The 26,345-nt window shown below is 40.6% G+C and carries 20 protein-coding genes and 1 riboswitch; of the genes, 14 read left to right on the forward strand and 6 right to left on the reverse strand.

Annotated elements, in window-relative coordinates; genetic code table 11:
• Position 1 precedes the first annotated feature (1 nt).
• The 3 genes from FHK89_RS00410 to thiC form a co-directional block, all read right to left on the reverse strand.
• Positions 2–2,104: an AAA family ATPase gene (locus tag FHK89_RS00410; RefSeq protein WP_230655696.1), complete on the reverse strand. Its 2,103-nt coding sequence runs from the start codon at positions 2,102–2,104 to the stop codon at positions 2–4.
• A 193-nt stretch (positions 2,105–2,297) separates the two neighbouring features.
• Positions 2,298–6,023 (reverse strand): autotransporter domain-containing protein, encoded by a 3,726-nt coding sequence (locus FHK89_RS00415; RefSeq protein WP_230655697.1) that lies wholly within the window; start codon positions 6,021–6,023, stop codon positions 2,298–2,300.
• 280 nt (positions 6,024–6,303) lie between these two features.
• Positions 6,304–8,325, reverse strand: a complete 2,022-nt coding sequence (gene thiC / locus FHK89_RS00420; RefSeq protein ID WP_230655698.1) for a phosphomethylpyrimidine synthase ThiC — start codon at positions 8,323–8,325, stop codon at positions 6,304–6,306.
• Positions 8,326–8,443: 118 nt separating this feature from the next.
• A riboswitch (TPP riboswitch) is annotated at positions 8,444–8,571 on the reverse strand.
• Positions 8,572–9,005: 434 nt separating this feature from the next.
• Between thiC and pstS the strand changes: the two genes are divergently transcribed.
• The 5 genes from pstS (at position 9,006) to phoU (ending at position 14,499) form a co-directional block, all read left to right on the forward strand.
• Positions 9,006–10,172: a phosphate ABC transporter substrate-binding protein PstS gene (gene pstS, locus FHK89_RS00425; RefSeq protein WP_230655699.1), complete on the forward strand. Its 1,167-nt coding sequence runs from the start codon at positions 9,006–9,008 to the stop codon at positions 10,170–10,172.
• Positions 10,173–10,342: 170 nt separating this feature from the next.
• Entirely contained in the window at positions 10,343–11,293 is a 951-nt protein-coding gene (gene pstC, locus FHK89_RS00430; RefSeq protein ID WP_230655700.1) for a phosphate ABC transporter permease subunit PstC, read from the forward strand.
• A gap of 104 nt (positions 11,294–11,397) precedes the next feature.
• Positions 11,398–12,297: a phosphate ABC transporter permease PstA gene (gene pstA / locus FHK89_RS00435; protein ID WP_442966535.1), complete on the forward strand. Its 900-nt coding sequence runs from the start codon at positions 11,398–11,400 to the stop codon at positions 12,295–12,297.
• Positions 12,298–12,367: 70 nt separating this feature from the next.
• Positions 12,368–13,288, forward strand: coding sequence for a phosphate ABC transporter ATP-binding protein PstB (gene pstB, locus FHK89_RS00440; RefSeq protein WP_230655701.1), 921 nt, complete (start codon positions 12,368–12,370; stop codon positions 13,286–13,288).
• A gap of 431 nt (positions 13,289–13,719) precedes the next feature.
• Positions 13,720–14,499: a phosphate signaling complex protein PhoU gene (gene phoU, locus FHK89_RS00445; RefSeq protein ID WP_230655830.1), complete on the forward strand. Its 780-nt coding sequence runs from the start codon at positions 13,720–13,722 to the stop codon at positions 14,497–14,499.
• 203 nt (positions 14,500–14,702) lie between these two features.
• Here phoU and FHK89_RS00450 read toward each other — a convergent pair whose 3' ends face one another.
• Positions 14,703–14,999: an oxidative damage protection protein gene (locus FHK89_RS00450; RefSeq protein ID WP_230655702.1), complete on the reverse strand. Its 297-nt coding sequence runs from the start codon at positions 14,997–14,999 to the stop codon at positions 14,703–14,705.
• 29 nt (positions 15,000–15,028) lie between these two features.
• Positions 15,029–16,474 carry an argininosuccinate lyase gene (gene argH, locus FHK89_RS00455; RefSeq protein ID WP_442966536.1) on the reverse strand — a complete coding sequence of 482 codons (1,446 nt, stop codon included), beginning with the start codon at positions 16,472–16,474 and terminating at the stop codon, positions 15,029–15,031.
• Positions 16,475–17,338: 864 nt separating this feature from the next.
• Here argH and FHK89_RS00460 point away from each other — a divergent pair.
• From FHK89_RS00460 to FHK89_RS00485, 6 genes are all read left to right on the forward strand, one after another.
• Positions 17,339–18,076 carry a LytR/AlgR family response regulator transcription factor gene (locus tag FHK89_RS00460; RefSeq protein WP_230655703.1) on the forward strand — a complete coding sequence of 246 codons (738 nt, stop codon included), beginning with the start codon at positions 17,339–17,341 and terminating at the stop codon, positions 18,074–18,076.
• A gap of 223 nt (positions 18,077–18,299) precedes the next feature.
• Entirely contained in the window at positions 18,300–19,280 is a 981-nt protein-coding gene (hemC, locus tag FHK89_RS00465) for a hydroxymethylbilane synthase (protein WP_230655704.1), read from the forward strand.
• Positions 19,281–19,316: 36 nt separating this feature from the next.
• Positions 19,317–20,120 (forward strand): uroporphyrinogen-III synthase, encoded by an 804-nt coding sequence (locus FHK89_RS00470; protein WP_230655705.1) that lies wholly within the window; start codon positions 19,317–19,319, stop codon positions 20,118–20,120.
• Between the two features lie 92 nt (positions 20,121–20,212).
• The gene (locus FHK89_RS00475; protein ID WP_230655706.1) at positions 20,213–21,343 is read left to right on the forward strand and encodes a hypothetical protein; all 1,131 of its coding nucleotides are present in this window, start codon (positions 20,213–20,215) and stop codon (positions 21,341–21,343) included.
• A 128-nt stretch (positions 21,344–21,471) separates the two neighbouring features.
• Positions 21,472–21,987, forward strand: a complete 516-nt coding sequence (locus FHK89_RS00480; RefSeq protein WP_230655707.1) for an acyl-CoA thioesterase — start codon at positions 21,472–21,474, stop codon at positions 21,985–21,987.
• Positions 21,988–22,060: 73 nt separating this feature from the next.
• Positions 22,061–22,771: a hypothetical protein gene (locus tag FHK89_RS00485; RefSeq protein ID WP_230655708.1), complete on the forward strand. Its 711-nt coding sequence runs from the start codon at positions 22,061–22,063 to the stop codon at positions 22,769–22,771.
• 57 nt (positions 22,772–22,828) lie between these two features.
• Here FHK89_RS00485 and upp read toward each other — a convergent pair whose 3' ends face one another.
• Positions 22,829–23,476 carry a uracil phosphoribosyltransferase gene (gene upp, locus FHK89_RS00490; RefSeq protein ID WP_230655709.1) on the reverse strand — a complete coding sequence of 216 codons (648 nt, stop codon included), beginning with the start codon at positions 23,474–23,476 and terminating at the stop codon, positions 22,829–22,831.
• A gap of 102 nt (positions 23,477–23,578) precedes the next feature.
• Between upp and FHK89_RS00495 the strand changes: the two genes are divergently transcribed.
• From FHK89_RS00495 to FHK89_RS00505, 3 genes are all read left to right on the forward strand, one after another.
• The gene (locus FHK89_RS00495; protein WP_230655710.1) at positions 23,579–24,217 is read left to right on the forward strand and encodes a DNA glycosylase; all 639 of its coding nucleotides are present in this window, start codon (positions 23,579–23,581) and stop codon (positions 24,215–24,217) included.
• A gap of 39 nt (positions 24,218–24,256) precedes the next feature.
• The gene (gene menA / locus FHK89_RS00500) at positions 24,257–25,186 is read left to right on the forward strand and encodes a 1,4-dihydroxy-2-naphthoate octaprenyltransferase (RefSeq protein ID WP_230655711.1); all 930 of its coding nucleotides are present in this window, start codon (positions 24,257–24,259) and stop codon (positions 25,184–25,186) included.
• A gap of 87 nt (positions 25,187–25,273) precedes the next feature.
• On the forward strand, positions 25,274–26,308 hold the full coding sequence (locus FHK89_RS00505; protein ID WP_230655712.1) for an AAA family ATPase: 1,035 nt from the start codon (positions 25,274–25,276) through the stop codon (positions 26,306–26,308).
• The last annotated feature ends 37 nt before the right edge of the window (positions 26,309–26,345 follow it).

Here is a 26,345-nt window from a genome sequence, read left to right on the forward strand (position 1 = left end):
TTTATAGCCAGATATTATGTTTAAGTTGATGGGCTAGTAATGACTCTTGATTGTCTGCCAGTTTAATCTCTATTTTTTTATTACAAAAGTTATCAGGCATGGGGCGTAAAATAGGAATATTTTCTTTATCGTCCCATTGCCAAACAGTATCAAAATCCCAGTCTAACCTATTTTCTAAATAATATTGAGTAAATTGGGCTTGGGAAATACGTGTACCGTCTTTATACCCACTAAAGCTAGCATTATAATCTAAAATGATATTATTAGTTAAAGTGGCATTTTCAATTTTGTAAGCAATATTGGCACAATGACGTTGATTAACTTTTATGTTTCCTAAAGCACAATTTTTAATTATACTATTATCACAATTATATATTAGTGATGAAAAAGTATTAAAATACTCCATAGTTAAGTCGCCTTTTATAAAGACCCTTTCTATTATACTATTGTCTAATAATTGACTAGCAATACCACCATAATATTTATCAGAGTGTAAATTATTTGATTGAATGTCAATAAAACAATCTAAAATATGAGAGTTTTTAACTATATCTAAAATAAAAAAAGTAAAGGATTGGCAATATTGCAGGGTACTGTTAGTAACATTTTGAGCAAATATAAAATCATGACTATGGCAATATTTTATATCGCTATTATTTATATTTTCGATAAAAAAACTTCCATAATAACTTTTAAATACATTACAATTAAAAATAATAGTATTATTACACTCTTTTATAAGTTTAAAGTATGATATCTTGAGATTTTTAATAGTTGTATTATGAGTACTGTTGAATAAAAAGTATCGTTCTTCTTGTTTTTTTCCAGCTCGTGATTCCATCACAGATATGGTTGGTCTATTTTGATAAGTAATACAGAAGTCCCCTCCATCATAATGTCCAACAAAGTCAATTGCGTGCCATGTGGTCAATTTACTACAATCAATATCGGTAGTTTGTTTAAAATAATAACCTTGCTTGCCTATTTTTTCCTCAGTCAATCGGCATAAATGCAGGACATTTTCTATTAAAAATGGGTCGTTTTCTGTACCACTGCCTTTTAATCCTTTAATTACGCTTCCTTCTGGGGCTGGGGTGTTTTTTGTAGGATTTGTTTTTTTAGGTGGCATTTTTTTAGTTTTAGAATTATTGTTATTTTTACCATCAAGAGTAATGGCTTTATCAAACTGCTGTAATACTGCTTTGACTAACTCCATCACTTTTTCAGCGTTATTGGCATTATTCCATAAGGCATCTTTTAATAACAACACATCAGAAAAATCCACCTTATCTCGCCCATTGGTTACCGCCGATATTCGTAGTATATGTAACAGCTTAATAAAACGGCGGTCGGATAGATATTCATCACTATCTTCTTTAAAGGTGTCTTTATGCTTTGCCCATATCTGCTCAATCGCTTGGCGTAGCTCATCAGGGAATTGCACGCTTTGGGCTTGTTGGCGGAGTTTGATTAGCTCATCTGTGGTGAGTTTGTCCGCCTTTGCAATCTCTGCCTTTGGTGGTAAATCAAATAGCTGATTTAAGTTGCTACTATCGACATAACCGACATATTTTCGCAATAAAAAGCGGTCATATAATGCCGATAATTCGCTTTGCTCATTAGGCAGTTCATTGGACGCACCAATTAGTGTTTGCAACTGAACGTTTTCGACCTGCGTGCCATTATGAAAACGGCGTTCATTTAATATTGTCAATAAAGTATTTAAAATGGATGAGCTTGCCTTAAATATCTCGTCCAAAAATCCAACTTGTGCGGTGGGTAGATAGCCTGCGGTCTTGCGGTGGAAGTTGTCTTTTTTAAGCTCAGTTAGCGATAGTGAGCCAAAGATTTCCTCTGGGGTAGAAAACTTAGTCAGTAGATATTCAAAAAATAGATGGCTATTAGGTGTGGTATCTTCTATCAGTGCCTCAGAAATACGCCGAGCCAACAGGCTTTTTGCTGTCCCCGGTGGTCCGATAAGTAGTAGGTTTTCGCCTGCAATTAAGGTGAGTAGGGCAGTTTTGATAACGTCTTCACGTTGTACCAAGCCTTGTGATAGTTGCTCGATTAAGTTATTTAGTTTATGTTGCATGATTTTTTGCATAGCCATTCCATTTATCTTAATAATAGTCGTTGATTTATTATGACAAGAGAAGGTATATACGCAAGCAGTTTTTAATATCAGATAAATTGATGCGTCAAATTGTGACGCAATATAAAAAACGCACACCCAATCCTGAGTGTGCGTTTTTGGTTGTTAGTTAATATTATTTGGATTCAGTTATAAAGTCAGAGTATTAAAACGTCGTTTGTAATACGATGGCTGCCCCTTGATCTTTATAGTTATCACGCCATTCGCCGCGATAATTTATGCCAATCTTGCTATTAGCAGTTGGCGTATAGCTTAGGCCTATACCTGCAATACCAATTTCACGCCCCACTTCTTGTCCGATGGTAGTAAATGAAGCATTGGGCATGCTGGTAAAGCTTGCACTAACATCTGAATGTTTATCGCCATTTTCGAGGGCAGCAGCGAGCTGACCAGTCAATGCAAGTTGTGGTGTGATGGGCTGAGCCACCTTAATACCTGCTGTCCAGCGCATAGACTCATAAGTGTTTTCATCCACATTAAGATTATATACACCAGCGCCTGTTTCTTTATAGGCATCACTGGTCGCTTTAGCATAGCTGACATTAGCAAATGGTGTGACGTTCTGCTGTGTACTACCAATACGATGATCCACACCAAAGCCTGCTTGTAGTGTATCCACTGAATAATCAGCATGGGCAATGGCTTTAGAAAGTACCGCTAGATGACGCTCACCATTGACATCACTTTTGCCTGCACCAGCATGGAAGTTTACTTGTGTTGAGTCATTGGCTGCATAGTTACCATATCCCAATACTTGCCAGTTTTTGGCAGTGAACTTATGCTCAAGTTGATAGCCTTGTGTATCCGCATCATTTTGTACATAAGATAGTGCCACACCAAGATTTAAGTCAGATGTTACAGGTGTATCTATTCCTACGACAGCACCATAACTCTTCGCATCATAACCAGTCACACTATTTTCTGCGTCATGGCTGGTATCATTACCAATAACTTTTGCCCACACGTTATGTGCAGTGGTGGCTTTGTCATGATTGGCTATCGTGTCACTAACCACATGGTTGCTATCTGTGATGATACGGTTGGTCGCACCCATAAATAGTGGTTGTAGTTGGTTGGCGACCTCAGCGACTTGTGATTCGCTAAAGTTTAGGGTGTCAATGATAAGCTGGTCAGCCAGTTTATTATTACCTGTTGTAACGCGATCGTGAACCACTTCATCTAATACAGCGGCGATACCATAAGCTGAGGTGTTGCCTTGTTTGTTGACAGCTTGCACAAAATTGGTGTTTTTAGGATCAGTCGGCTTCGGATCAGTGGGCTTAGGATCAGTGGGCTTAGGATCAGTGGGCTTAGGATCAGTGGGCTTAGGATCAGTAGGCTTCGGATCAGTGGGCTTAGGATCAGTGGGTTTCGGATCAGTGGGCTTCGGATCAGTGGGCTTAGGATCAGTGGGCTTCGGATCAGTGGGCTTCGGATCGGTTGGCTTCGGATCGGTCGGCTTAGGATCAGTAGGCTTCGGATCAGTGGGCTTCGGATCAGTGGGCTTCGGATCAGTGGGCTTCGGATCAGTCGGTTTCGGATCAGTCGGTTTCGGATCAGTAGGCTTAGGATCAGTAGGCTTAGGATCAGTCGGTTTCGGATCAGTCGGCTTAGGATCAGTCGGCTTAGGATCAGTTGGTTTCGGATCAGTGGGCTTCGGATCAGTAGGCTTAGGATCAGTGGGCTTCGGATCAGTGGGCTTCGGATCAGTTGGTTTCGGATCGGTCGGCTTAGGATCGGTAGGCTTAGGATCAGTAGGCTTAGGATCAGTAGGCTTAGGATCAGTGGGCTTCGGATCAGTTGGTTTAGGATCAGTGGGCTTCGGATCAGTTGGTTTAGTATTTGGATCAACCATCTTTAGATGCACTGCATTGGCATCACTATAGTCAGCTTCAAAGTCTACAATTGGACTATTGTCTGCAACTTCTTTAAACTTACCTGTACGTTGGTCTGCTTTGACCACATTTTTCCATTCAGGGCTACCTTCCATTTTTTGTACTGCATCAGAGGCATTAACTTGTAACTTACCTTTTCTAATATCTGCGCTACCTTTAACAACAAGCTTGCCATAGTCATCTGCACTATTTAGTGCTACTGCTAAGACTTCACCATCTCGCATGGTATAGTCACCATCAAGACGTAGTGTACCTTGATTGATATGGGTTTCACCTGTCCATTGTTTGACAGGGGTTGCCATGGCTAACAATCCAGTACCTGTTTTGATAAAGTTACCATTGCCTGTAATTTTGGCATTGTCATATACTCGGGCAGTATGTTGCTGAGTATTGATGGTTGCACCACCAGATTTTATGGTAATGGTATTGGTGTCAGTAAAGTTTCTAAAAATTTCTGGATTAGATTCTGTCAGTTCTAAAGTACCACCATCAAAATTGACCACTGACTTTTGTGAATTAGTTGCTCTTTCAATAATTCCAGTTTTTACTACCCCATTATTATTGATGTTTAATGTACCACTGCCAAAAGCACCAACGATTGTTGTTGGTGTAGTGAAGGTTGCATTATTCACTGTTAGTGTACCAGTGGCATTGGCACTTTGAGTATTATAGCCACCGATTTGTGTTAGTCGGCTGGCTGTAATGTTAGCGTTATCAGTGATATTAACTGTACCATTGCCGTTGGTATTAGCAACAGCCAAATCCATTGTGGTGATTTGCGAGTTTTTGCCTTTAATATTAATAGTCGCTTGGCTTCCTGAGCCACCAGTACCAACGGTAATGAGATTTTCATTATTCCATTGACCACCACCAGATATATTTATAGTTCCTTGTGAACCATCTAATTGAGCAATATCCACATTATTACTGTTTAATTTACCATTATTGGTAATATTTAATGTGCCAACGCCTGATATACCAATAACAAGGTCATTATCAATAGTTAAAGTGGAATTAGCATCAGTAATAGTCACTGTCCCTTTGGCTTTTGATGAGTCAATACTACCATCTCCAACACCCATTCTATCTGCTGTCACTGTACCTGCTTTTGTGATATTAAGTGAGGCAGTGTCATTGGTACCTATATGAATGCTTTCATTAATTGCTAGTGTAGAATCAGCTCCTTCAACCGTTACATTGCTATCAGTTGCACCAACTTGATTGGCTACCCCTAAGGTTTTGCTGGTTAACCGACCACCATTTTTTATGGTTAAGTTTCCTGTACCAAAATTACCAACTAAAGCAGAATCTTTAACTGTGATTTTGCTATTTGTACCATCAATAATGGTATTACCAGTACTGTTTTTCTCAGCAGCAACATAAAAGTTGCCTGTATTAATATTACTTGTATCTTTTACGGTTAATAATCCTGTTGCGTTTGATAAGTTACCAATAAGTAAGTCATCCTTAATATTGACAGTTCCATTATTAGTAACTGTTAACTCTCCGTTAGATTGGTGACCCACAGCTGCTAATTTAGTATCAAACTGGGCATTATTAACAGTGACTTTAGCGGTATTATCGACACCAATAGCACTACCTTCACCTGCTTCAACCAAAGCATTATTTTCAATTGTTACATTCGTAGGTGGCGTTGTTGTTTGACCTGTTATTTTTGTACCAAAATTAATTTGGTGGTCAGGATTTTGAAAATTAGTGCCAGTGCCAGATATGATAACATCTCCATTAATGGCAATACTTTCATCAAATTTATGGGTTTGTCCATCATCATAAGTCACCGCCATCGCTGACCCTGATAATCCCATCATGGCAATCACCAAACCTTTTAGAGTGAGTGCTTTTTTTGCAGTAGTTTGTGACTTACCAGAGGCTTTGCCACGAGATTTAGCAATTTCTGAGACACATTGGTATACACCCAATGAGCGATTAAAAACGATACGATAGACATGATTCATGATGAGATTCCTATTTTTAGTAAATCCATTTGTAATTTCGAACTAACAGAATGTTTGAGTAGCAGTGCAGTATAGTATAAATATTTAGAAAATTTTCGTATCTCTATATGATATTTTTGTATATCGTTTTAATGAGTTTACTGTTTATTGCAATAATAAAGTATTGAATATGTTGTATTATTTATATTATAAATTAGATATTGTTAGTAAAAAACGCACACCCAATCCTGAGTGTGCGTTTTTGGTTTCTATATTTAAAACTTATAACAGAAACGATGCCTTACACTTCATGATAAAGCTGTTTGCCTTCTTCATGGTACTTTTTGGTCATCTCTTGCATGCCTTTTTGTACCTCGTCAAGACTGGCTTCACCCACTTGTCCAACCAGCTCGGTATCTACCTCTTTAATCAGATGATTATCATCGCTCAAATCTCCAGTGCTTGGTGTCACTGGGGTATGTAACTCAGCAGTATCAAGCCCCTTAGCATATTCACGCACGTTTTGGGTGATTTTCATACTACAGAATTTCGGACCACACATTGAGCAGAAGTGAGCAGATTTATGTGCATCTTTTGGCAGGGTCTCATCGTGATATTCACGTGCGGTGTCAGGGTCGAGCGCCAAGTTAAACTGGTCTTCCCAACGAAACTCAAAGCGCGCTTTAGATAAGGCATTATCCCGAGCTTGTGCACCGGGGTGACCTTTTGCCAAGTCAGCAGCATGGGCAGCGATTTTATAAGTGATGATGCCGTCTTTGACGTCCTTTTTATTAGGCAGACCCAAATGCTCTTTGGGGGTCACATAGCACAGCATCGCTGTGCCAAACCAGCCAATCATCGCCGCGCCAATGGCACTGGTGATGTGGTCATAAGCGGGAGCAATATCGGTGGTTAAAGGTCCTAAGGTATAAAATGGCGCTTCGTGGCACATCTCTAGCTGCAAGTCCATGTTCTCTTTAATACGGTTCATTGCCACATGTCCCGGACCTTCAATCATCACCTGTACGTCATGTTGCCACGCTACTTGAGTCAGTTCACCGAGGGTGCGCAATTCACCAAATTGTGCCTCATCATTGGCATCTTGGATACAGCCAGGGCGCAAGCCATCACCTAAGCTAAACGCCACATCATAGGCTTTCATAATCTCGCAAATCTCTTCAAAATGAGTGTATAAAAAGCTTTCTTTATGATGAGCTAAACACCACTGTGCCATGATTGAACCACCACGAGAGACAATACCTGTCAAGCGTTTGGCGGTCAGTGGTACATAGCGCAATAGCACACCTGCATGAATGGTAAAGTAATCTACGCCTTGCTCGGCTTGCTCAATTAATGTATCACGAAAGATATCCCACGTTAAATCTTCAGCAACGCCATCGACTTTTTCTAACGCTTGATAAATCGGCACCGTACCAATGGGAACAGGAGAGTTGCGGATAATCCATTCGCGGGTTTCGTGAATGTGTTTACCAGTGGATAAATCCATGATGGTATCTGCGCCCCAGCGAGTCGCCCATGTCATTTTGGCGACTTCCTCATCAATGCTTGAGCCTAATGCTGAGTTACCAATATTAGCGTTGATTTTTACCAAAAAGTTACGCCCAATAATCATCGGTTCAGATTCAGGGTGATTGATGTTATTGGGGATAATTGCTCGACCAGAGGCGACCTCATTACGTACAAACTCAGGGGTGATGATTTTAGGAATATTTGCCCCAAAGCTATCGCCAGCATGTTGTCGCATGTCGGTGAGTTCATGCTGTTTTTGGGTTTCACGAATGGCGATATATTCCATCTCAGGGGTGATGATGCCTTGTCTGGCGTAGTGCATCTGGGTGACGTTTTGCCCACTTTTGGCTCGGCGGGGCTTGTCAATATGAGCAAAACGCAAGTTGGCGGTAGAGATATCTCTGGCACGTTGATTGCCATAATTACTGGACAATCCTGCCAGCTTTTCGGTATCACCACGCTCTTCTATCCATTTTTCGCGTAGCTTTGGAAGCCCTTTAGTTAAGTCAATATCGACATTGGGGTCGGTATAAACGCCTGAGGTGTCATAGACATAAAACGGTGGGTTGTGTTCGCCTTCAGCTTTGCCCAGTCCCCCTGTGGGTGTATCGGTGAGGGTAATCTCACGCATCGGTACTTGGATATCAGGACGTGAGCCTTGTACGTATACTTTTTTGGAGGCGGGTAGATTACGGGTGAGGTCGCGTGCTTCTTCTTCAAAGCGTTCGTCTTTAGGATTACGATGGGCTGGCGTTTTTAATGCATTGGCTTTTTCGGCTGAGCGAGTGGTCATAGTGAGTCCTTTTATCTTTATCAATAATAAAATAAATAGAAGAATAGGTGACTCGGTAGACAGACCAATATTTTGCCATACATACGATGCTTTAAGTCGTTTGTCAAACAAAGCATGAGCAAAAAAGGATTGACTTCCCTACGACGGTATTAACCGTATCAGGTTCAACGGGTGATGTCTCAGCGGTGGGTTCTTTTAATTTATGTCACTTAAATTAAAAACCCACTCGCACCCCGAGTCTTATATAGCTGGAAACATATCTGTATATAGTAACAGAGTTTTTAAAGGTTATTAGGGGTTAAAAACTCATGTACAGCAAAAAAATGCAATTCAATGGCATGATACAACAATTTTATGCGTTATTTTAACAAAAAATATACTGACCAGAGTGAGAATAATTCTTATTTACAATAACTTAACAAAAAAATAATTATTTCATCAAAATGTCATATTTTGACGGCAAACTACTGAGCATACAACTGACAACAGATAAGTTTGTTTCAGTCGTTCACACCATCAAGTAATGAAAGTAATGATTAGTTGCTAAAACTTATCAAATCGTCAGTCAATCATTCAAATTAACATCTTATTAAGTTATTAAGACAAAGTTTATCAGTCAAAAATATTAGGTTTAAGTTATCACTAATTTTATTAGAGCATTTAATTTTTAGGAGTTAAGCATGCGTTATTCACTACTAGCCGTCGCTGTTGCCAGTGTTCTTTCATTAGCTGCGTGTGATAAAAAATCAGATACCGATACAGCCGCTGCCACAGATACAACCGCTGCTACAACTGACACCACAGCCCCTGCTACTGATACTTCAGCCACAGCAAGTACCTTTAAGTCAGCAGAAAACATTGCAATGAATATTACTGGTGCAGGTGCATCATTCCCACAACCTATCTATGCTAAATGGTCAGCTGACTATAACGCTGCTACTGGTGGACAAGTTAACTATCAATCAATCGGTTCTTCAGGTGGTATCAAACAAATTACTGCCAATACCGTTGATTTTGGTGCATCAGATGCGCCAATGACCGCAGAAGAGCTTGAAAAAGAAGGCTTAATCCAGTTCCCAACAGTTATCGGTGGTGTTGTTCCTGTGGTTAATATTGATGGTATTGAGCCAGGGCAATTGCATCTTGATGGTGAAAGTCTGGCCAATATTTATTTGGGTAAAATTACTAAGTGGAATGACCCTGCATTGGTAGCACTAAACCCAGATGTGACGCTGCCAGATGCTCCCATCACCACTATTTTCCGCTCAGATGGTTCTGGTACGACATTTAACTTTACCGACTATCTTGCCAAAGTATCTTCTGATTGGGCAAATACGGTTGGTGTTGACAAAACCGTTAAATGGCCAACATCTGCCTCAGGTGCAGCGGGTAAAGGTAACGAGGGCGTAGCAAGCTATGTCAACCGTACTCCTAACTCAATTGGTTATGTTGAGTATGCTTATGCGAAGCAAAATAACATGTCACATGCTGCGCTAAAAAATGCGGCAGGCAATGTGGTACAACCATCTGCTGAAACCTTTGCTGCTGCTGGTGACATTGACTGGTCACAATATCCAGGTTTTTATAAAGTGATTACTAACTCAGAGACTGACCAAGCATGGCCAATCGCTGCTGCTACCTTTATTTTAGTCCATAAAAATCCACAAGACCCTAAACAAGTGGCAGGCGTACTCAACTTCTTTGATTGGGCTTATACCGATGGTGACCAAGCTGCGATTGATTTGGACTATGTGCCATTCTCAGACAAAGCGGTTGGACTATTCAAAGAAAGCTGGAAACAAGTCGTTGGCTCAGACGGTCAGCCAGTATATACCCCAGCTTCATAAGACCCAAAACTAATTAAAATTCTTGCACCAAGTAAATACTGAGATGAGTGTTTACTTGGCATTGTCTTATCTTATTTTATGCTCATTTTTGGTGATTTTGATGTGGTTTTTAAATGAGCATGGTGCAGTATATTTATATTGAAGAAATCTTATATTTTAATGGGGCTCTTATGGCAAATCTTGAATCTCAATTAGCAAAACAAAAGCGATATGATGCCATTTTTGTCAATGCCACCAAAGCCTTTGCAGTATTGGTGCTGCTGTCATTAGGTGGCATTTTGGTTTCATTGATTATTGGTGCTTGGCCAAGTATGCAAGCGTTTGGTCTTGGTTTTTATACCAGTAGCGAATGGGATACGGTCAATGAGCAGTTTGGGGCATTAGCACCAATCTACGGTACATTAGTCACCTCTGTTATTGCGATTGCGATTGCTGTACCAGTGAGCTTTGGTATTGCCATATTTTTAACCGAACTGTGCCCAGGATTTTTAAGAAAACCACTTGGTATTGCCATTGAGCTACTTGCTGGTATCCCCTCCATTATTTATGGCATGTGGGGATTATTTGTGTTTGCGCCATTTTTTGGTGACCACATTGAGCCATGGTTGATTAAGCATGTAGGTGATGTGCCAGTCATAGGTAAGTTATTTACAGGGGTGCCAATGGGGATTGGTATGTTTACCGCCTCATTAATTTTGGCGATTATGATTATTCCCTTTATTGCCGCCACCATGCGTGATGTGTTCTCAGTTGTGCCTGATTTATTAAAAGAGTCTGCCTATGGTATGGGTGCGACGACATGGGAAGTGATGTTTAAGATTATCTTGCCTTACACCAAAGCAGGGGTCGTCGGTGGGGTGATTTTAGGTTTAGGACGTGCACTGGGTGAAACCATGGCAGTCACCTTCTTGATTGGTAATACCTTTAATATCAATCCAAGCTTGTTTGGCTCAGGGGTGTCGATTACCTCAGCACTCGCCAATGAATTTGCCGAAGCATCGAGTGAACTACATCTGTCCTCACTACTGCATCTGGGTCTGATTTTGTTCATTATTACCTTTATTGTGCTGTCTATTTCTAAGTTTATGTTGATGCGTATTGATAAAAGAGCAGGTAACTAATGTGCAGGTTGATTCATCGCTGATGATAGATTGATAAAAGCCTGTTTTAAATAGATTGCTTTATATCTAGGTAACAATGACTGATTGAATCATGAGGAAAAAATATGCAACAAGTCAGTATGGCATCTGAGCCTGTTCTAAGCTTTGAACAACGTATGAATACAGGGCTTTATCGTAAGCGACGCATATTGAATATGTTGGGCTTAGGATTTGCCATGTTATCAGTGGTATTCGGGTTAACTTGGTTATTTTTAATCTTGTTCCAATTATTTTTTGAAGGGGCACAAGGTTTAATCCAATTGCCAATCTTTTCGATGGATACACCGCCACCGAATACTGAAGGTGGTTTGCGTAACGCCATTGTCGGTTCGGCAATGTTGGCAGTATCAGGGTTATTGATTGGTGCGCCAGTGGGTATGATGGCAGGTATTTATCTGGCAGAGTTCTCGCAAGGCAGTTGGCTGGGTAAAGTCACCCGCTTCTTAAATGATATTTTGCTATCTGCACCATCTATCGTCATTGGTCTATTTATTTATACCTTAATGGTATTACCTCAAGGTCGTGGCTTCTCAGGTTGGGCAGGGGCATGCGCCTTGGCACTCATTGTTATTCCTGTGGTGGTACGTACCACTGAAAATATGCTTAATCTTGTACCCAATACCTTACGTGAAGCGGCTTATGCCCTTGGTACACCGAAGTGGAAGCTGGTTAGTAGTGTGACGATTAAAGCTGCAAAAGCAGGTTTGACCACAGGGGTACTATTGGCATTTGCCAGAATCACAGGTGAAACCGCACCCTTACTATTCACTGCCTTTAATAATCAGTACTTTAGTATGAATATGGATAAGGCAATGGCAAACTTACCCAACACCATTTATCAATTTGCCATGAGTCCAGCTGCTAACTGGCATGAGCTAGCATGGGCTGCCGCCTTACTGATTACACTGGCTGTATTGACGCTCAATATTCTAGCACGCTTGATTGGCGGTAAAGAGCATAAGTAGTCAGCGGCTGATGTCAATTTGCTGATATAAATTTTTAACCCATTGCACTATTAGACGATTGGAACTTATTATGAATGATGTTATTGAGAAAAAAACGGTAAAAGGCGCAGCAGCTCCACAAACAGCAGCCACAGGTAGCTTATTACAGCAACCAACGACAACCAATACACCAAATGCTCAGCCTGATACTGCTAGTTTCCAAGCACAAACTGTAGCAGATATGCCATTGAATATGCCACCAGCCAAACTGCAAATCCGTGATTTATGCTTTTATTATGGTGACTTCAAAGCATTAAAAAACATCAATATTGATATTCCAGAAAAAAACGTCACCGCCTTTATTGGTCCTTCTGGCTGTGGTAAATCGACGTTATTGCGTACCTTTAATCGTATGTATGATTTATATCCTGGTATGCGTGCAGAAGGTCAAATCAATCTTGATGGCAAAAATATCTTGGATAAAGATATTGATGTCAATTTATTGCGTGCACGTGTGGGTATGGTGTTCCAAAAACCAACGCCATTTCCAATGTCAATTTATGATAATGTTGCCTTTGGGGTTCGTTTATACGAAAAATTGAGCAAATCCGAGCTAGATGAGCGGGTAGAGTGGGCACTTAAAAAATCTGCGTTATGGCCAGAAGTCAAAGACAAGCTAAAAGCATCTGGTTTATCACTCTCTGGTGGTCAGCAGCAGCGTCTATGTATCGCTCGCGGTGTGGCGACCAAGCCTGAAGTATTATTACTTGATGAGCCAACCTCTGCCCTTGACCCCATCTCAACAGGTTCGATTGAAGATTTGATTGAAGATTTAAAAAATGACTACACCATTGCCATTGTTACCCATAATATGCAGCAAGCAGCACGTGTGTCTGACTATACCGTTTATATGTATTTAGGGGACATGGTTGAGATGGGTGAAACAGATCAAATCTTTACCAATCCACAGCAAAAAGCAACTGAAGACTATATTACTGGACGTTATGGCTAATGTTTTCTCAGAATAAAAAGCCAGATGCCATTCAGTCATCACTAGATAATCAGATACCTAGTGATGGCAATCAAAATCAACTCAAATCATTAAACTTATTACACCCACAAACAAGTAGACAGCAAGGTCAAACAGAAGATACCTTAGGTAGCCAATTAGATAACCAGTCCGCAATGCAGCATGTAGCTAATAAAGTAGTGGATAGGGCTACTGAGGGTATGAATGACCATTTTATCAATGCTAATTTTATGAGTGATGATGACATGGTCAATAGTGAGTTAGCAGGTGTATATCAGCGGCTTGGTATTATTGTTGCTGCAAAAGTTAGCCCTAATTCGCTTGAGTCACATGTGCCTATTGCATCTGCTGATGACATATCAACTAACCATAAAAAAACAATAAAATGTCATAATAAAAAAGGACAGTTTCTGATGAACACACTTGATAAGCACACCTCCAAAAGCTTTGATATGGAGTTGGAAGAGACAATTAGCCTATTTTTAAAAATGGGTAATACTGCGGTCAATCAAGTTGCTAAGGCAATACATGCACTCATTGATGCTGATGAAGTATTGGCAAAAGAGGTTATCAAAGCCGATCATGACATCAACCAAATGGAGATTGATCTTGATGAGTTGATATTGTTGTTGGTTGCCAAACGTCAGCCTGCTGCTGTTGATTTACGCTTGATTATGGCGATTAGTAAAGGGGTGGTTGATCTTGAGCGTATCGGTGACGAAGCGGTTAAGATTGCCCAAATGGCAGTACAAGTAGTGGAAGAGGGCAGCTCACCACGGGGCTATTCAGAAGTACAGCACTTAAGTAACCAAGTACGTTTGATGACCCACAATGCAATGGAAGCTTTTTCACACCAAGATGTTGATCAGGCATTTGATGTGATGCGTAATGATGGCGTCATTAATGAGGAATATCAGTCAGCTACTCGCTCATTAATGACCTATATCATGGAAGATTCACGTCATGTATCCAAAGTTATTAACATTATGTGGGTGCTACGTGCCTTAGAGCGTATTGGAGATCATGCGCGTAACATTGCTGAGTTGGTCATTTACTCCAGTAGTGGCACAGACGTACGTCATACGGACTTTAGTCAAGTTGAGAAAACCATTCAAGAAGTCACAGAGCAAAGAGCTGCACGCCAAGCATTAACTGACAGTCAAATCTCAGAGAGCAATATAGATAACAAATAGATAACAAGCCTAAAGATTAATACCAACTCTTTAACATGACCTACCTTTGTCAAACTCGCTTAGCTTACTGGTACTTATTTTCCTTGGTAGGCTAATTAATAGAGATAGTATAACAATGTAGCGTTAACAAAAAATACCCCACAGTCTTTATTGAGTGCGGGGTATTTTTATTATGTCAGCTATAAAATTAGCTATTTACTTATTTATGTATTTTGCTCAGGTGTCCAGCCTTGTGGACGCTCATAATCTGCGTTGTCCAAAAACTTATCACGCTGCTCGGTCAAAAACTTTTTGGCTTCAGGATCCATCATACTTAAATGGTTTTCGTTAATTAGCATGGTTTGATGTTCTAGCCACTCATCCCATGCTTTTTTGGATACCGTGTTTTGAATCTCTTCCCCTGCTTTATTAGGAAAAGGGGGATGTGGCATTTTGGGTAAATCTTGTTTATATTTACGGCAAAATACCAAGTTGGCTTTGGGGTCAAATGTCTGGGTCATTATTTTATCCTTATATAATTAGCTTATTCTTAATTAAACTTCTCTAAACGCTCATGTCCACGTTGTATGGCTTGTTTTACCTGATTGGGTGCAGTACCACCCAAATGGTCACGGGCAGCAAGCGAGCCCTCAAGGGTCAAATAATCAAACACATCATCGCTAATAGCCTCACTAAACTGCTGTAATTTCTCAAGCGGCAATTCGCTTAAATCACATTTTTCCTCAATTGCCAATGCTACCGCATTACCGACCACCTCATGGGCATCACGAAACGCCACTCCATGACGCACCAAATAATCTGCCAAATCAGTCGCTGTGGCATAGCCTTTCATCGTGGCAGCACGCATATTGTCTTTATTGGGAGTGATATTGGGCAGCATATCCACAAATGCTAATAATGAACCTGTAAGCGTATCCACACAATCAAATAACGGTTCTTTGTCTTCTTGATTGTCTTTATTATAAGCAAGTGGCTGGTTTTTCATCAATGTTAATAAGGTGGTTAACTGACCAAATACCCGTGCTGCCTTGCCTCGTACCAACTCTGGCACATCAGGATTTTTCTTTTGTGGCATGATTGATGAGCCAGTACAAAAGCGATCTGGGATTTGCACAAAGCCAAACTGAGCAGACATCCATAGGATAATCTCTTCGCTCATGCGTGATAAATGCATCATCAAAATAGACGCTGCTGCCGTAAACTCGATGGCAAAATCACGGTCAGAGACGGCATCCAATGAGTTTTGGCAAATACCCTCAAAGCCCAGCAATTTAGCAGTAATGGTGCGGTCAATAGGGAAGGTCGTGCCTGCCAAAGCAGCACTGCCAAGTGGCATTTGGTTAATACGTTTGCGTGCATCAATGAGCCTGTCAGTATCACGATTTAGCATCTCAAACCACGCCATCACATGATGCCCAAAGCTGACTGGTTGTGCGGTTTGTAGATGGGTAAATCCGGGCATGATGGTATCAGTATGTTGCTCAGCTAACTTTAATAAACCAGATTGTAGTTTAACCAGTAAGGCAATGATATTATCCACCTCTTCACGTAGCCATAAGCGAATATCGGTTGCCACTTGGTCGTTACGACTGCGCCCTGTGTGTAGCTTTTTACCCACCACACCTATCAAATCAGTCAGTCGTGACTCAACATTCATATGCACATCTTCAAGCGTAATCGACCAGTTAAACTCACCTGCATCAATCTCTTGTTGCACTTGCTTGAGACCATCGATGATGGTATTCACCTCATCTTGGGTCAAAATACCGCATTTTCCGAGCATGGTCGCATGGGCGATTGAACCTTGAATATCATGACGAGCAAAGCGTTGGTCAAAGCCAACGGAGGCAGTAAAAGCAGCAACAAAGCCATCAGTGGCTTCACTAAAACGACCGCCCCACATTTGTTGGCCTTGGGTAGTGTCATTATTGGCTTGAGTGGTATTTATATTCGTCATATTAGATTGTTCAGACATAGTATTGGTTTCATTTATTGGATGAATGGGATAACAAAGACATATAAATTATAATGCAACTGTCCACTATAGTAGTTTTCTGCCATAATAAGCAAAATATTAAACCAGAGCATAAAAGATTTTAAAAAAATCTGTAAACAGTACGCCGAGTCACAATAGCAGGCTAGTTTGCCATACAATTCATGATAAAATCATGAAAAAGATGTATTACGGTTACAATGCGTATTGTATAAGATTTATAGGGTATTTAAATAGATATACTTATCTTATTGTTTCTTATATTAAAAAATAATCTGGGCTAACCCAAAGTGACTATATTAAAATATATTAAAGTAATTACGTAAAAAGTCCATGAGACTAGACTAGCCATATAGACGTATCTATTATGACAGAAAATAGAGCATAAAATTTTTGCTTTGTGCTTTAAGTTTGTGTCTATTGTTGTATTCAATTTAAAATAGTCTAGTCGATTGGAACATTTTTATATTGGGTTGACACAGTTTGCGTGCCTACTTAGGAATGTCACATTATTTTTTTATAGTACAAAATGGTACAAATTAATGACTCAGTTATTTGTGATAAGTTTTTTAGGTTGATGCTTTGGTAGTGACATGTTTTTTAGCACACCATATAAACATATATGATATGAGTGAAGATCAGTATTCTTAGATTAGTCATACTAGAGAATTAATATAGTATATTACAGATGGTCTATGAAAAGTAGTGACTACTTGATTGAAAGTGAATATAGCAACGTTGAATTTTGTTGATGGATATTGTCAAAATTGATAATAAATCTAATAAGTGTATGAATGAGTTAACATTCATCATAAATAGAAAGAATTAGGATTGAAGGAGTAGGATATGAGAATAGTGGTATGCGATGATGAACCATTAGCTCGAGAGCGATTGGTCAGAATTGTTAAAGAAGCAGGACATGAAGTCGTTGCTCAGGCAGTAACAGGTGCAGAAGCCGTCAATGCAGTAAAGCAATATCAGCCAGATGTAATTTTACTGGACATACGTATGCCAAAAATGGACGGTGTGCGCTGTGCTCATTTGCTAAATGAATTGGAGAATCCCCCTGCGATTATTTTTGTTACAGCTTATGATCACTATGCAATTGCAGCTTTTAAATCGCAAGCCATTGGTTATTTATTAAAACCTGCTAACAAAGACGAATTGCTAGAAGCGTTAAAAGGGGCAAAAAGTCTCAATGCCGCTCAGCTCAATGAGATTCGCAAACTACAGAATCCAACTGCTCAACAGATGCGTCAACATATTGCTGCCAGAACCCATCGAGGGGTGGAGTTGATTCCGTTGACGGATATTTATTATTTTACCGCTGATCAAAAGTATGTCAAAGTGCGCCATAAAGGTGGTATTGTGTTGATTGATGAGACCCTAAAAGAGCTAGAGCAAGAGTTTGAAGATGTATTTTTTCGTATCCATCGCAATGCTTTGATTAATCTAGATTATCTTGAATTATTAGAAACAATTGATTCAGGTCAATATCAAGTCTGTTTTAAAGGTATTGAAGAGACATTGGCAGTCAGTCGTCGTCATGTACCTGTTTTACGTGAAAAAATTCAGAATATGTGATAAAAAGGTAGATAAACAAATAAGCGATATTTATGCCCTTATGTGTTTATACAATAGGGGTATTTTTTTGCCAATCACTCAGGCAGTTTAACAAGCTAATATTCTAATATAATGTCACCATAAGGCCATAAGGTAAGTAGGCATAGCAAATAACATGGTGAATTTATAGTAGTCAGACTATCACTGTCCATAAGCTATCTCTTAATAAATATTAGGCAATATAATGACCAACTATTCTACTCAGCTTACTACTCTTAATATCGCAACTCGTCAAAGCCCTCTAGCCCTTTGGCAAGCAGAACATATCAAAGCCAGATTGGAACAGCTGTATCCAGACTTGCAGGTGAATTTGGTTACGATGGTGACCAAAGGCGATAAGATTTTGGATACACCGCTTGCCAAAATTGGCGGTAAGGGGTTGTTTGTTAAAGAGCTTGAACAAGCACTTTTTGATAAACGAGCAGATATTGCTGTGCATTCGCTCAAAGATGTACCAATGCAGCTACCCAAAGGATTAACCTTGGGAGCATACTGTCAGCGAGCTGCTCCAACAGACGCATTTGTGTCGAATCAGTATGCGTCATTAGAGGCGTTGCCAAAGGGTGCTGTGCTAGGTACATCAAGTTTGCGCCGTCAATGTCAAATCAAAGCATATCGTCCTGATTTGCAGATCCAATCATTACGCGGCAATGTGGGGACGCGCCTTAGTAAGCTGGATGCTGGTGAGTACGATGCCATTATTTTGGCGACCAGTGGTTTACAGCGCATGGGGCTTGATGAGCGCATTCGCTCTGAGCTAGATGTGTATATCAGTCTACCTGCGGTTGGGCAAGGGGCGTTAGCGATTGAGTGTCGAGCAGGTGATGAGGCAGTTTTATCTTTATTAGCCCCACTCAATGATGATCCCTCTCGTATTTGTCTGATTGCTGAGCGAGCATTGAATAAGCATTTGCAAGGTGGTTGTCAAGTACCCATTGCCGCTTATGCTACTTTAGATGAGCAAAAGATCGAGCTTTGGTTACGTGGTCGAGTCGGCTCAGAAGATGGTCAAACTCTACTCAAAGCAGAGCGCACAATTGTATTAACAGGTACTCAAGTAGAGCAAGAAGCACAGGCTGAGCGCATTGGTATAGAAGTTGCAGAAGATTTGCTAAATCAAGGTGCAGATAAGATTCTAGCTGCTATTTATGCCGCTAAGCAATAGATAGATAATTAATAGATAACTGACTAGTAGCTAATCATGTCACTTTTGTTTGTTAATACCCGTCCTAGCGAGCGTGGCAGTGATCTTACTGACAAGCTATCTGCTGCTGGTATGGATGTTGTTGATTTGCCATTGCTGAGTATACAGCCACTGCCTTTTGATGCGCCAGATGCACAGAAAATGCAGCAACTATTGGTAGGCAGTTATCGTATCTTGGTGGTGATTAGCCCCACTGCTGCTCGTATGGGGCTGGCACAATGTCCACAAGATTATGTGCCAGATTGTGTGGTCATTGCTGTTGGTGAGGCAACGGCAAACGTATTGCGCCAACGAGGGTGGCAAGTGCAGTGTCCAGATGAGTCGAGTAATGAAGGCATGCTCAATATGCCAATGATTCAGCAGTTGCAATCAGATAATGGTGTATTAATTTGGCGTGGTGCTGGTGGTAGGCGATTGTTGGTGGATAGCTTGCAAGAGCGAGGTATACAGGTAGATATCATTGAGTGGTATGTGCGCTGTTGTCCAAAATCATTAACTCAAGATTATCAGCAACTGTGCCAAAAAATAACAGAACAACAATATAACCCCATTGTGGTGTTGATTAGCAGTGGTGAAGCCTTTTTACATTGGCAGACGGTGGTTAATCATACCACCCCCTGTACTGTTCATTCATCAACATTTGCTTATAATATTGAGACATTATCATTAGATTTAGATAATTTCTTCTATTTAGTATTGGGTGAGCGGTTGAGCAGACAAGTAAAAGCACTTGGTTTACGTTATATGTCATTGGATAATCTGCACAGTACCCATGTATTACAGCAACTACAGCGGTTATAGTAACAGTGGTAATAGGGGCAACAGATTTGAGCGTTTATAAATTTTATGTGTGCCAACATTTTTGGATTTGATATTTTTATAAGGTAGCCAGTATGAGTGATAAAGCATCTGACGCACAGCCAGCAGATAGTACTGGAGATCCTATTCATCAAGACCATGCCAGCCAAAATCGTATCACTGCCAATGTGCAGCGTAAAAAAGCCCGTCACTTATTAACCCTGCTACAATTAACGGCATTTACGGTATTATTAATTGGCTTAGCTTGGCTTTATATCATGCAGCAGCGTCAGTACACTGAAATGATGCAGCGGTGGCAAAGTAATGCGCAGCTAACAGATCGTATTAATGTGCTTGAGGATAAGTTGGTAGCATCGACCCAGGTAGTAACAAATGAAGATGTGAATAAGGACGATGATGTATCAAATCAATCCCAAGCACAGTTAGAGCAAGTACGCCTACAAGTGCAAGCTGCTAATATACTTAGTAATAATGGGCAAATACCAGAAGCAATACAGCTATTACAAGGGGTACGTTGGCAACTTAAGCAAAAAAATAATGACATTGCTTCAGCATTGACTTTAGTATTGAGCCAAAGCTTGGATAAAGACATAACGATGCTAGAGAGTCTTAGTAATCAACCAGATAGTTGGCAGGCACAAGCATTAACCATTCAAGCGATACAAAAGTTTTTATATGGCACCATTCACCATGACATAAAAGATAATCCAACAAATCAAGCAGATATTAATAGTACAGATGCCTCTATGGCAGCAGTACCCTCACTACAAAAAGCAATCATCAGTCCACAAGATGCGATTATTTATGATGTGTTGATGCAGTTAAATCTTGCCCAGCAAGCAGCCAGTGATAAAGATGCAGCAATGCTGCAATTATATTTAACCCAAGCCGTAGAGCGTCTGGGTCTTATTGAGCGTACCCCCCCGCAGCGTGCAGTTACCTCTATGAATAGTGACGCTGCGACTTCTAGTCAAGAGAAGAAAAATACATCAGCATCACAAAATAGTAATTTAGCCCAAAGTAGCTCAAATAAGAATGCTGGGAGTACAGAACAGCAAAGTAATACATCTCATAAAGTGCTTACTCTTAATAGTATTGCAGATGCCAGTAGGTTGTTACAACAGATGGCACAGCAGCCACCCAAACCAATTACTTTAACTACCATGCAGGTAGTGACAACCTCAAAAGCAGATGGCTCACAATAAAAATCCTGCTATAGTAAAATAACAGTTTGATACTATTTTTTACCCAACCTTTTTCTAACTAACCTCTTTTTAAATAACACCTCAGCCTAGTATTGTTTTAATAACAAAATCAACATAAGCCAAGGGATATGATTATGACTGATAACACATCACAGCAACAACCATCTAATTTTCAAAGAATAAACCCCCAAGACAGCAGTTTTGAGCGTCCAGAAATTTTAGCTGGCTATCCGTATATCTATACCCAAGCTGTGGTATGGGGTGAGATGGATGCCTTTAATCATGTCAATAATGTCGTCTATTATCGTTATGCAGAATCTGCACGTATTGAATATTTACGCTTATTAAATATCTTTAATGCCGACACAATCATGGTATTAGCGCAGTCTAGTTGTCAGTATCTTGCCCCTGTGACCTATCCTGATACCTTATTAATTGGTGTGCGTAGTAAATCTATTGGCAATAGTAGCTTAGTGCTAGAGTATGTGTATTACAGTACCATACAACAAAAGGCAGTTGCCACAGCAGAAGCAGTGGTCGTCAGACTCAAAAGTAATGCTGAAGGCAAAGCACCATGGACTGAGCAAGAGCATCAGAGAATATTTGAGTATGACCAAAGCGTAGGGCATACACCTTTGGCATAACTGATAAGTTCAAATTCTTTATAAGCAGTTATATACATATTTATTGATAAATTAATTATCAAATGAGTAACGATTGAGTTTTATTATTGTGGCAATGACCCATCCTAAGCTTCCCTTATTAGACAGCAGTTTATATCCATTTGTGTGGCAGGATAGTGATATGCAGGGCGTGGTGGATAGCCCACAGCAGATACTGTATATGATTGCAATGGGTAATCAGCCATTGAGTACGCAAGTATATCAAGAGCAGTTGTATGCCAATGAAACTTACCAGCAGTGGATAAACTTTACCGTGTTTGGACGTTATGTGCAGCGTAGCTTTGCAGCCTTTTATCGTCAAAGTGAAGACAGTTTTAATAGCAATATGCCAGATTTACTGCGTCATGAGCTAATGCGTCATGCGCAATATTTGCCAATGACACAGACGCTGTTTTTTGGCGGTGAGTTACCCAGAACGGCACGGCAAGAAAAACTATTTTCTACTACACTTAATCCCTTTACCGCATGGCAACAGGCACAGGACAATCCTGCGTTGCTACCTTCTAGACAACGCTGTGTATTTATTAACTTGCTACAAATTGCCAGTCATAAAGTATTGGGTTTTGCAGTACGTCACAATAAACGCACCAGTGAACGCTTACAAAGCGAAGTAATGATACTCAATTTTTCAGATTTACGTTTGATCTCAGAGCAAAGCTTATGCCAAGCTAGAGAAACAAGCACAGACAGCGACCAATTTATGCCATCTATGCCCGTTTTTTTACGCCGTTATGAAATCCGATAGAAAAAAAGCATAATTTGTTTGTAAGCGATACGCTAGCTATTTATACACTTATTGCAGCTATAAAATTTCTTGCTTGGTGCCAAAAATTTTATCTCCTGCATCACCCAAGCCAGGAACAATATAGCCATTTTCATCCAAATGACTATCTAAAGCAGCAGTATAAATGGTCACATCAGGGTGAGCCTCATTGACCAAACGTACGCCTTCTGGGGCAGCGACTAATACTAAGGCTTTAATATCCTGACAGCCTTTGTCTTTGAGCATATCAATGGTGGCTACCATTGAGCCACCTGTGGCGAGCATGGGGTCAATGATTAACGCAGGGCGACGATGCACATCTTTGACCAGTTTTTCAAAAAATGGCACAGGTTGCAGAGTTTCCTCATCGCGTTGTAAGCCTACTATCGAGATTTTGGCAGTGGGAATTAAATCTAGTACCCCATCAAGCATACCCAAACCTGCCCGCAAAATCGGTACAACGGTGACCGTTTTACCGACGATTTGCTCGCCTTCAATCTCACCACACCAGCCTTGCATGGCAAAGGTTTCAATCTCAAAATCACGACTGGCTTCATACGCCATCAAACGTGCCAACTCTTTGGTTAAGGTGCGAAATTTGTAAGTGCTACAGTCTTTTTCACGCATTAAGCTTAATTTGTGACGTACAAGGGGGTGGTCAATTACCGTTACTTGAAGGTCTATCATTTGTTGTCCTTATTATAGAAGTCTGGTTATGAGTGATAAAATGTTACGTTAAACAAATGCTATGATAGCAAACTTTAATAAAAAACGACCATGGATAATACGATGTCAGATAGCACCCAAAGCTCTACGCAACCTTTGACACAACAGTCAGAAAATGAACTACCAATTGAACAACACCCATTTCCGCCTGTATTGCCCAAAGAAGCCACCATTATGATGATGGGGTCATTTCCGCCCACTGAGGATAAATGGGCTATGCCGTTTCATTATCCTAATTTTTATAATGATATGTGGCGAATTTATGGTGAGGTATTTTTTGCTGACCCTGACCACTTCCGAGTGGGTGAGGAAAAACGCTTTGAGCCGCAGCAAATCATTGATTTTATGCATGAACGGGGCATTGCTTCATGTCCCACCGTTCGCAGTGCTATTCGTGAGCAAGGTAATGCTGCTGACAAGCATTTGCAAGTGGTGGACAAAGTCGATTTGGACAGCATTTTATCGCAAGTACCACAGGTGCAGACCTTATTTACCACAGGCGGCAAAGCCACTGAGATTTTACTTAGCCTGCTTGAGAATCCTCCCAAACTCCCCAAAACCAACCAACACATTGACTATCCTTATCCCACTCGTGCGTTAACTTTATATCGTCTGCCTTCCACCTCACGAGCATATCCACTTGCTTTTGCCAAAAAAGTAGAGGCATATCGGGCATTTTTTGCAAAGATGGGCAAAATTTAACGGGAAAATTTTGCAATACGTATTAAGGAAATAGTTATTGTGTCATCGAGCATAAAAGCCACCATCATCAATTTTATCCAAGCCACCCGTCCACGCACCTTTATGCTTGCTGTTGCCAGTATTATCTGTGGCAATGCGTTGGCATATCATCAATTAGCAGGCTTTGACCTTCATCATTGGGGCATATTTTTACTAAGTTTATGGGTGGCATTGGCTCTACAAATTTTATCTAATCTTGCCAATGATTATGGTGATGGTATAAAAGGCACTGATGATTTACGGGCAGTAGATAGCCCCCAGCGACTGACCGCACAAGGTCAGCTTGACCCCAAGCGTTTAAAGCGTTGGATTATGATTTGGGCATGGCTCACCTTTTTTTCGGGGGTAGGGCTGATTTATTGGGCGTTTGATAGCCTTAGCGATTTATTATTATTTTTGGGTTTTGGCATTATTGCTATCTTTTCAGCGATGGCATATACCATGGGCAAGCGACCTTATGGCTATCGAGCGATGGGGGAGGTGGCAGTTCTCATATTCTTTGGCTGGCTTGCGGTGTTGGGCAGTTGTTATTTGCAAACTCAGCAATTTGCAATCCCCACTGATTTACCGCAACTATTGCCTGCAACGGGGTGCGGATTGTTGGCATCGTGTGTGTTGTATCTTAATAATATGCGAGATATAGACAGCGATAAGCAGGCAGGTAAAATTACTGTTGCGGTGCTATTGGGCAAAGAGCAAATGCGAAAGGGCTATTTTGCTTTATTGGCAGTGGCAATCTTGCTGTATGTCGTCGCAAGTTATTACTATGGTTTGGCAAGTTTAATATGGCTACTGATATTACCGCTTATCATTCGCCATATTAAATATATCCAGCAAGTCCCACAGAAAATTGGCACACAATTACCAAAGATTGTATTGCTGACCTTCTTTATTAACCTATTATTTGCATTGGGGTTAATTTTAGGTTAATAATGGCGTGGTTATTGATAATTATTAATAGTTATCAACTAAAGTTATTTAAAATAATACAGCCTTTAACTTTTGCAAAGGATACCAATGACAAACGCCCCTAATCATTTTAGCCATTCTGCCCATTCTACCAGCCCGAACAAGCAACAAAAAATCCCTAACATTGCCAAAGCCCTTACCAACAATATCGAGCAAGCATTAATTGGCAAACAACCACAGATTTTATTGGCACTCACTTGTTTGGTAGCAGGCGGGCATTTATTGTTAGAGGACGTACCGGGACTCGGTAAAACCACCCTTGCCAAAGCATTGGCGACCGCCATTAAGGGACAGTTTCGGCGGGTGCAATGTACCCCCGATTTAATGCCCAGTGACATCACAGGGGTGACGGTGTATAACCAAAAAAATGCCTCTTTTGAATTTATCCAAGGTCCTGTGTTTACCAATATTTTATTGGCAGATGAGATTAATCGCACCAGCCCACGTACTCAGTCGGCACTGCTTGAGGCGATGAGTGATGCAACGGTGAGTATTGATAATGTCAGCCATGAGTTACCCGAGCTGTTTTTTGTGATTGCCACCCAAAACCCTGTGGAATTTAGTGGCACTTATGAATTACCCGAAGCTCAAATGGACAGGTTTATGATGAGGCTGTCTTTGGGCTATCCTGATAAAGCCAGTGAAATCGCCATGTTAAAAGGCGTTTGTGGGCAAGCAGGCAGTGATAACCATAGCTTATCTACGCAACAACAAGTAAAGCCGTTATTATCGACAGGGCAAGTATTACAACTGCGTCAACGTGCCAGCCAAGTGACGGTTAGCGAGGATATGTTTAACTATATTGTGAATATCGTTGAGCGTACCCGTCATCATCAAGCGTTGCGATTGGGGGCAAGCCCTCGTGCCTCTTTAAGCCTGCTTAAAGCTTCACAAGCCTATGCCTTATTGACAGGGGCAAACAGCATTACCCCCGAGCATATTAAATTATTGGCAGAACCAATTTTGGCACATCGTTTGTTATTTAAAAATCAGCATAGCACTGCGATGGAGCGACAACAATTCTTTGAGCAATTACTCGACAGACAAGTCGCCGTTCCTGATAATCCTTTATCTTTATCATAATAGGATAAGATAAATTCCCTCCACCTTCGGGGGAGGG

Source organism: Psychrobacter sp. I-STPA10 (assembly GCF_021012795.1).
GTDB lineage: Bacteria > Pseudomonadota > Gammaproteobacteria > Pseudomonadales > Moraxellaceae > Psychrobacter.

Bases quoted from the DNA above. Each gene is read 5' to 3' on its own strand.
- FHK89_RS00450 (WP_230655702.1), bottom strand. From the start codon at position 14,999: ATGACCCAGACATTTGACCCCAAAGCCAACTTGGTATTTTGCCGTAAA.
- FHK89_RS00460 (WP_230655703.1), top strand. From the start codon at position 17,339: ATGAGAATAGTGGTATGCGATGATGAACCATTAGCTCGAGAGCGATTG.
- pstS (WP_230655699.1), top strand. From the start codon at position 9,006: ATGCGTTATTCACTACTAGCCGTCGCTGTTGCCAGTGTTCTTTCATTA.
- pstA (WP_442966535.1), top strand. From the start codon at position 11,398: ATGCAACAAGTCAGTATGGCATCTGAGCCTGTTCTAAGCTTTGAACAA.
- thiC (WP_230655698.1), bottom strand. From the start codon at position 8,325: ATGACCACTCGCTCAGCCGAAAAAGCCAATGCATTAAAAACGCCAGCC.
- pstC (WP_230655700.1), top strand. From the start codon at position 10,343: ATGGCAAATCTTGAATCTCAATTAGCAAAACAAAAGCGATATGATGCC.
- FHK89_RS00470 (WP_230655705.1), top strand. From the start codon at position 19,317: ATGTCACTTTTGTTTGTTAATACCCGTCCTAGCGAGCGTGGCAGTGAT.
- FHK89_RS00475 (WP_230655706.1), top strand. From the start codon at position 20,213: ATGAGTGATAAAGCATCTGACGCACAGCCAGCAGATAGTACTGGAGAT.
- hemC (WP_230655704.1), top strand. From the start codon at position 18,300: ATGACCAACTATTCTACTCAGCTTACTACTCTTAATATCGCAACTCGT.
- FHK89_RS00480 (WP_230655707.1), top strand. From the start codon at position 21,472: ATGATTATGACTGATAACACATCACAGCAACAACCATCTAATTTTCAA.
- FHK89_RS00495 (WP_230655710.1), top strand. From the start codon at position 23,579: ATGTCAGATAGCACCCAAAGCTCTACGCAACCTTTGACACAACAGTCA.
- upp (WP_230655709.1), bottom strand. From the start codon at position 23,476: ATGATAGACCTTCAAGTAACGGTAATTGACCACCCCCTTGTACGTCAC.
- FHK89_RS00410 (WP_230655696.1), bottom strand. From the start codon at position 2,104: ATGCAAAAAATCATGCAACATAAACTAAATAACTTAATCGAGCAACTA.
- phoU (WP_230655830.1), top strand. From the start codon at position 13,720: ATGAACACACTTGATAAGCACACCTCCAAAAGCTTTGATATGGAGTTG.
- FHK89_RS00505 (WP_230655712.1), top strand. From the start codon at position 25,274: ATGACAAACGCCCCTAATCATTTTAGCCATTCTGCCCATTCTACCAGC.
- FHK89_RS00415 (WP_230655697.1), bottom strand. From the start codon at position 6,023: ATGAATCATGTCTATCGTATCGTTTTTAATCGCTCATTGGGTGTATAC.
- argH (WP_442966536.1), bottom strand. From the start codon at position 16,474: ATGTCTGAACAATCTAATATGACGAATATAAATACCACTCAAGCCAAT.
- pstB (WP_230655701.1), top strand. From the start codon at position 12,368: ATGAATGATGTTATTGAGAAAAAAACGGTAAAAGGCGCAGCAGCTCCA.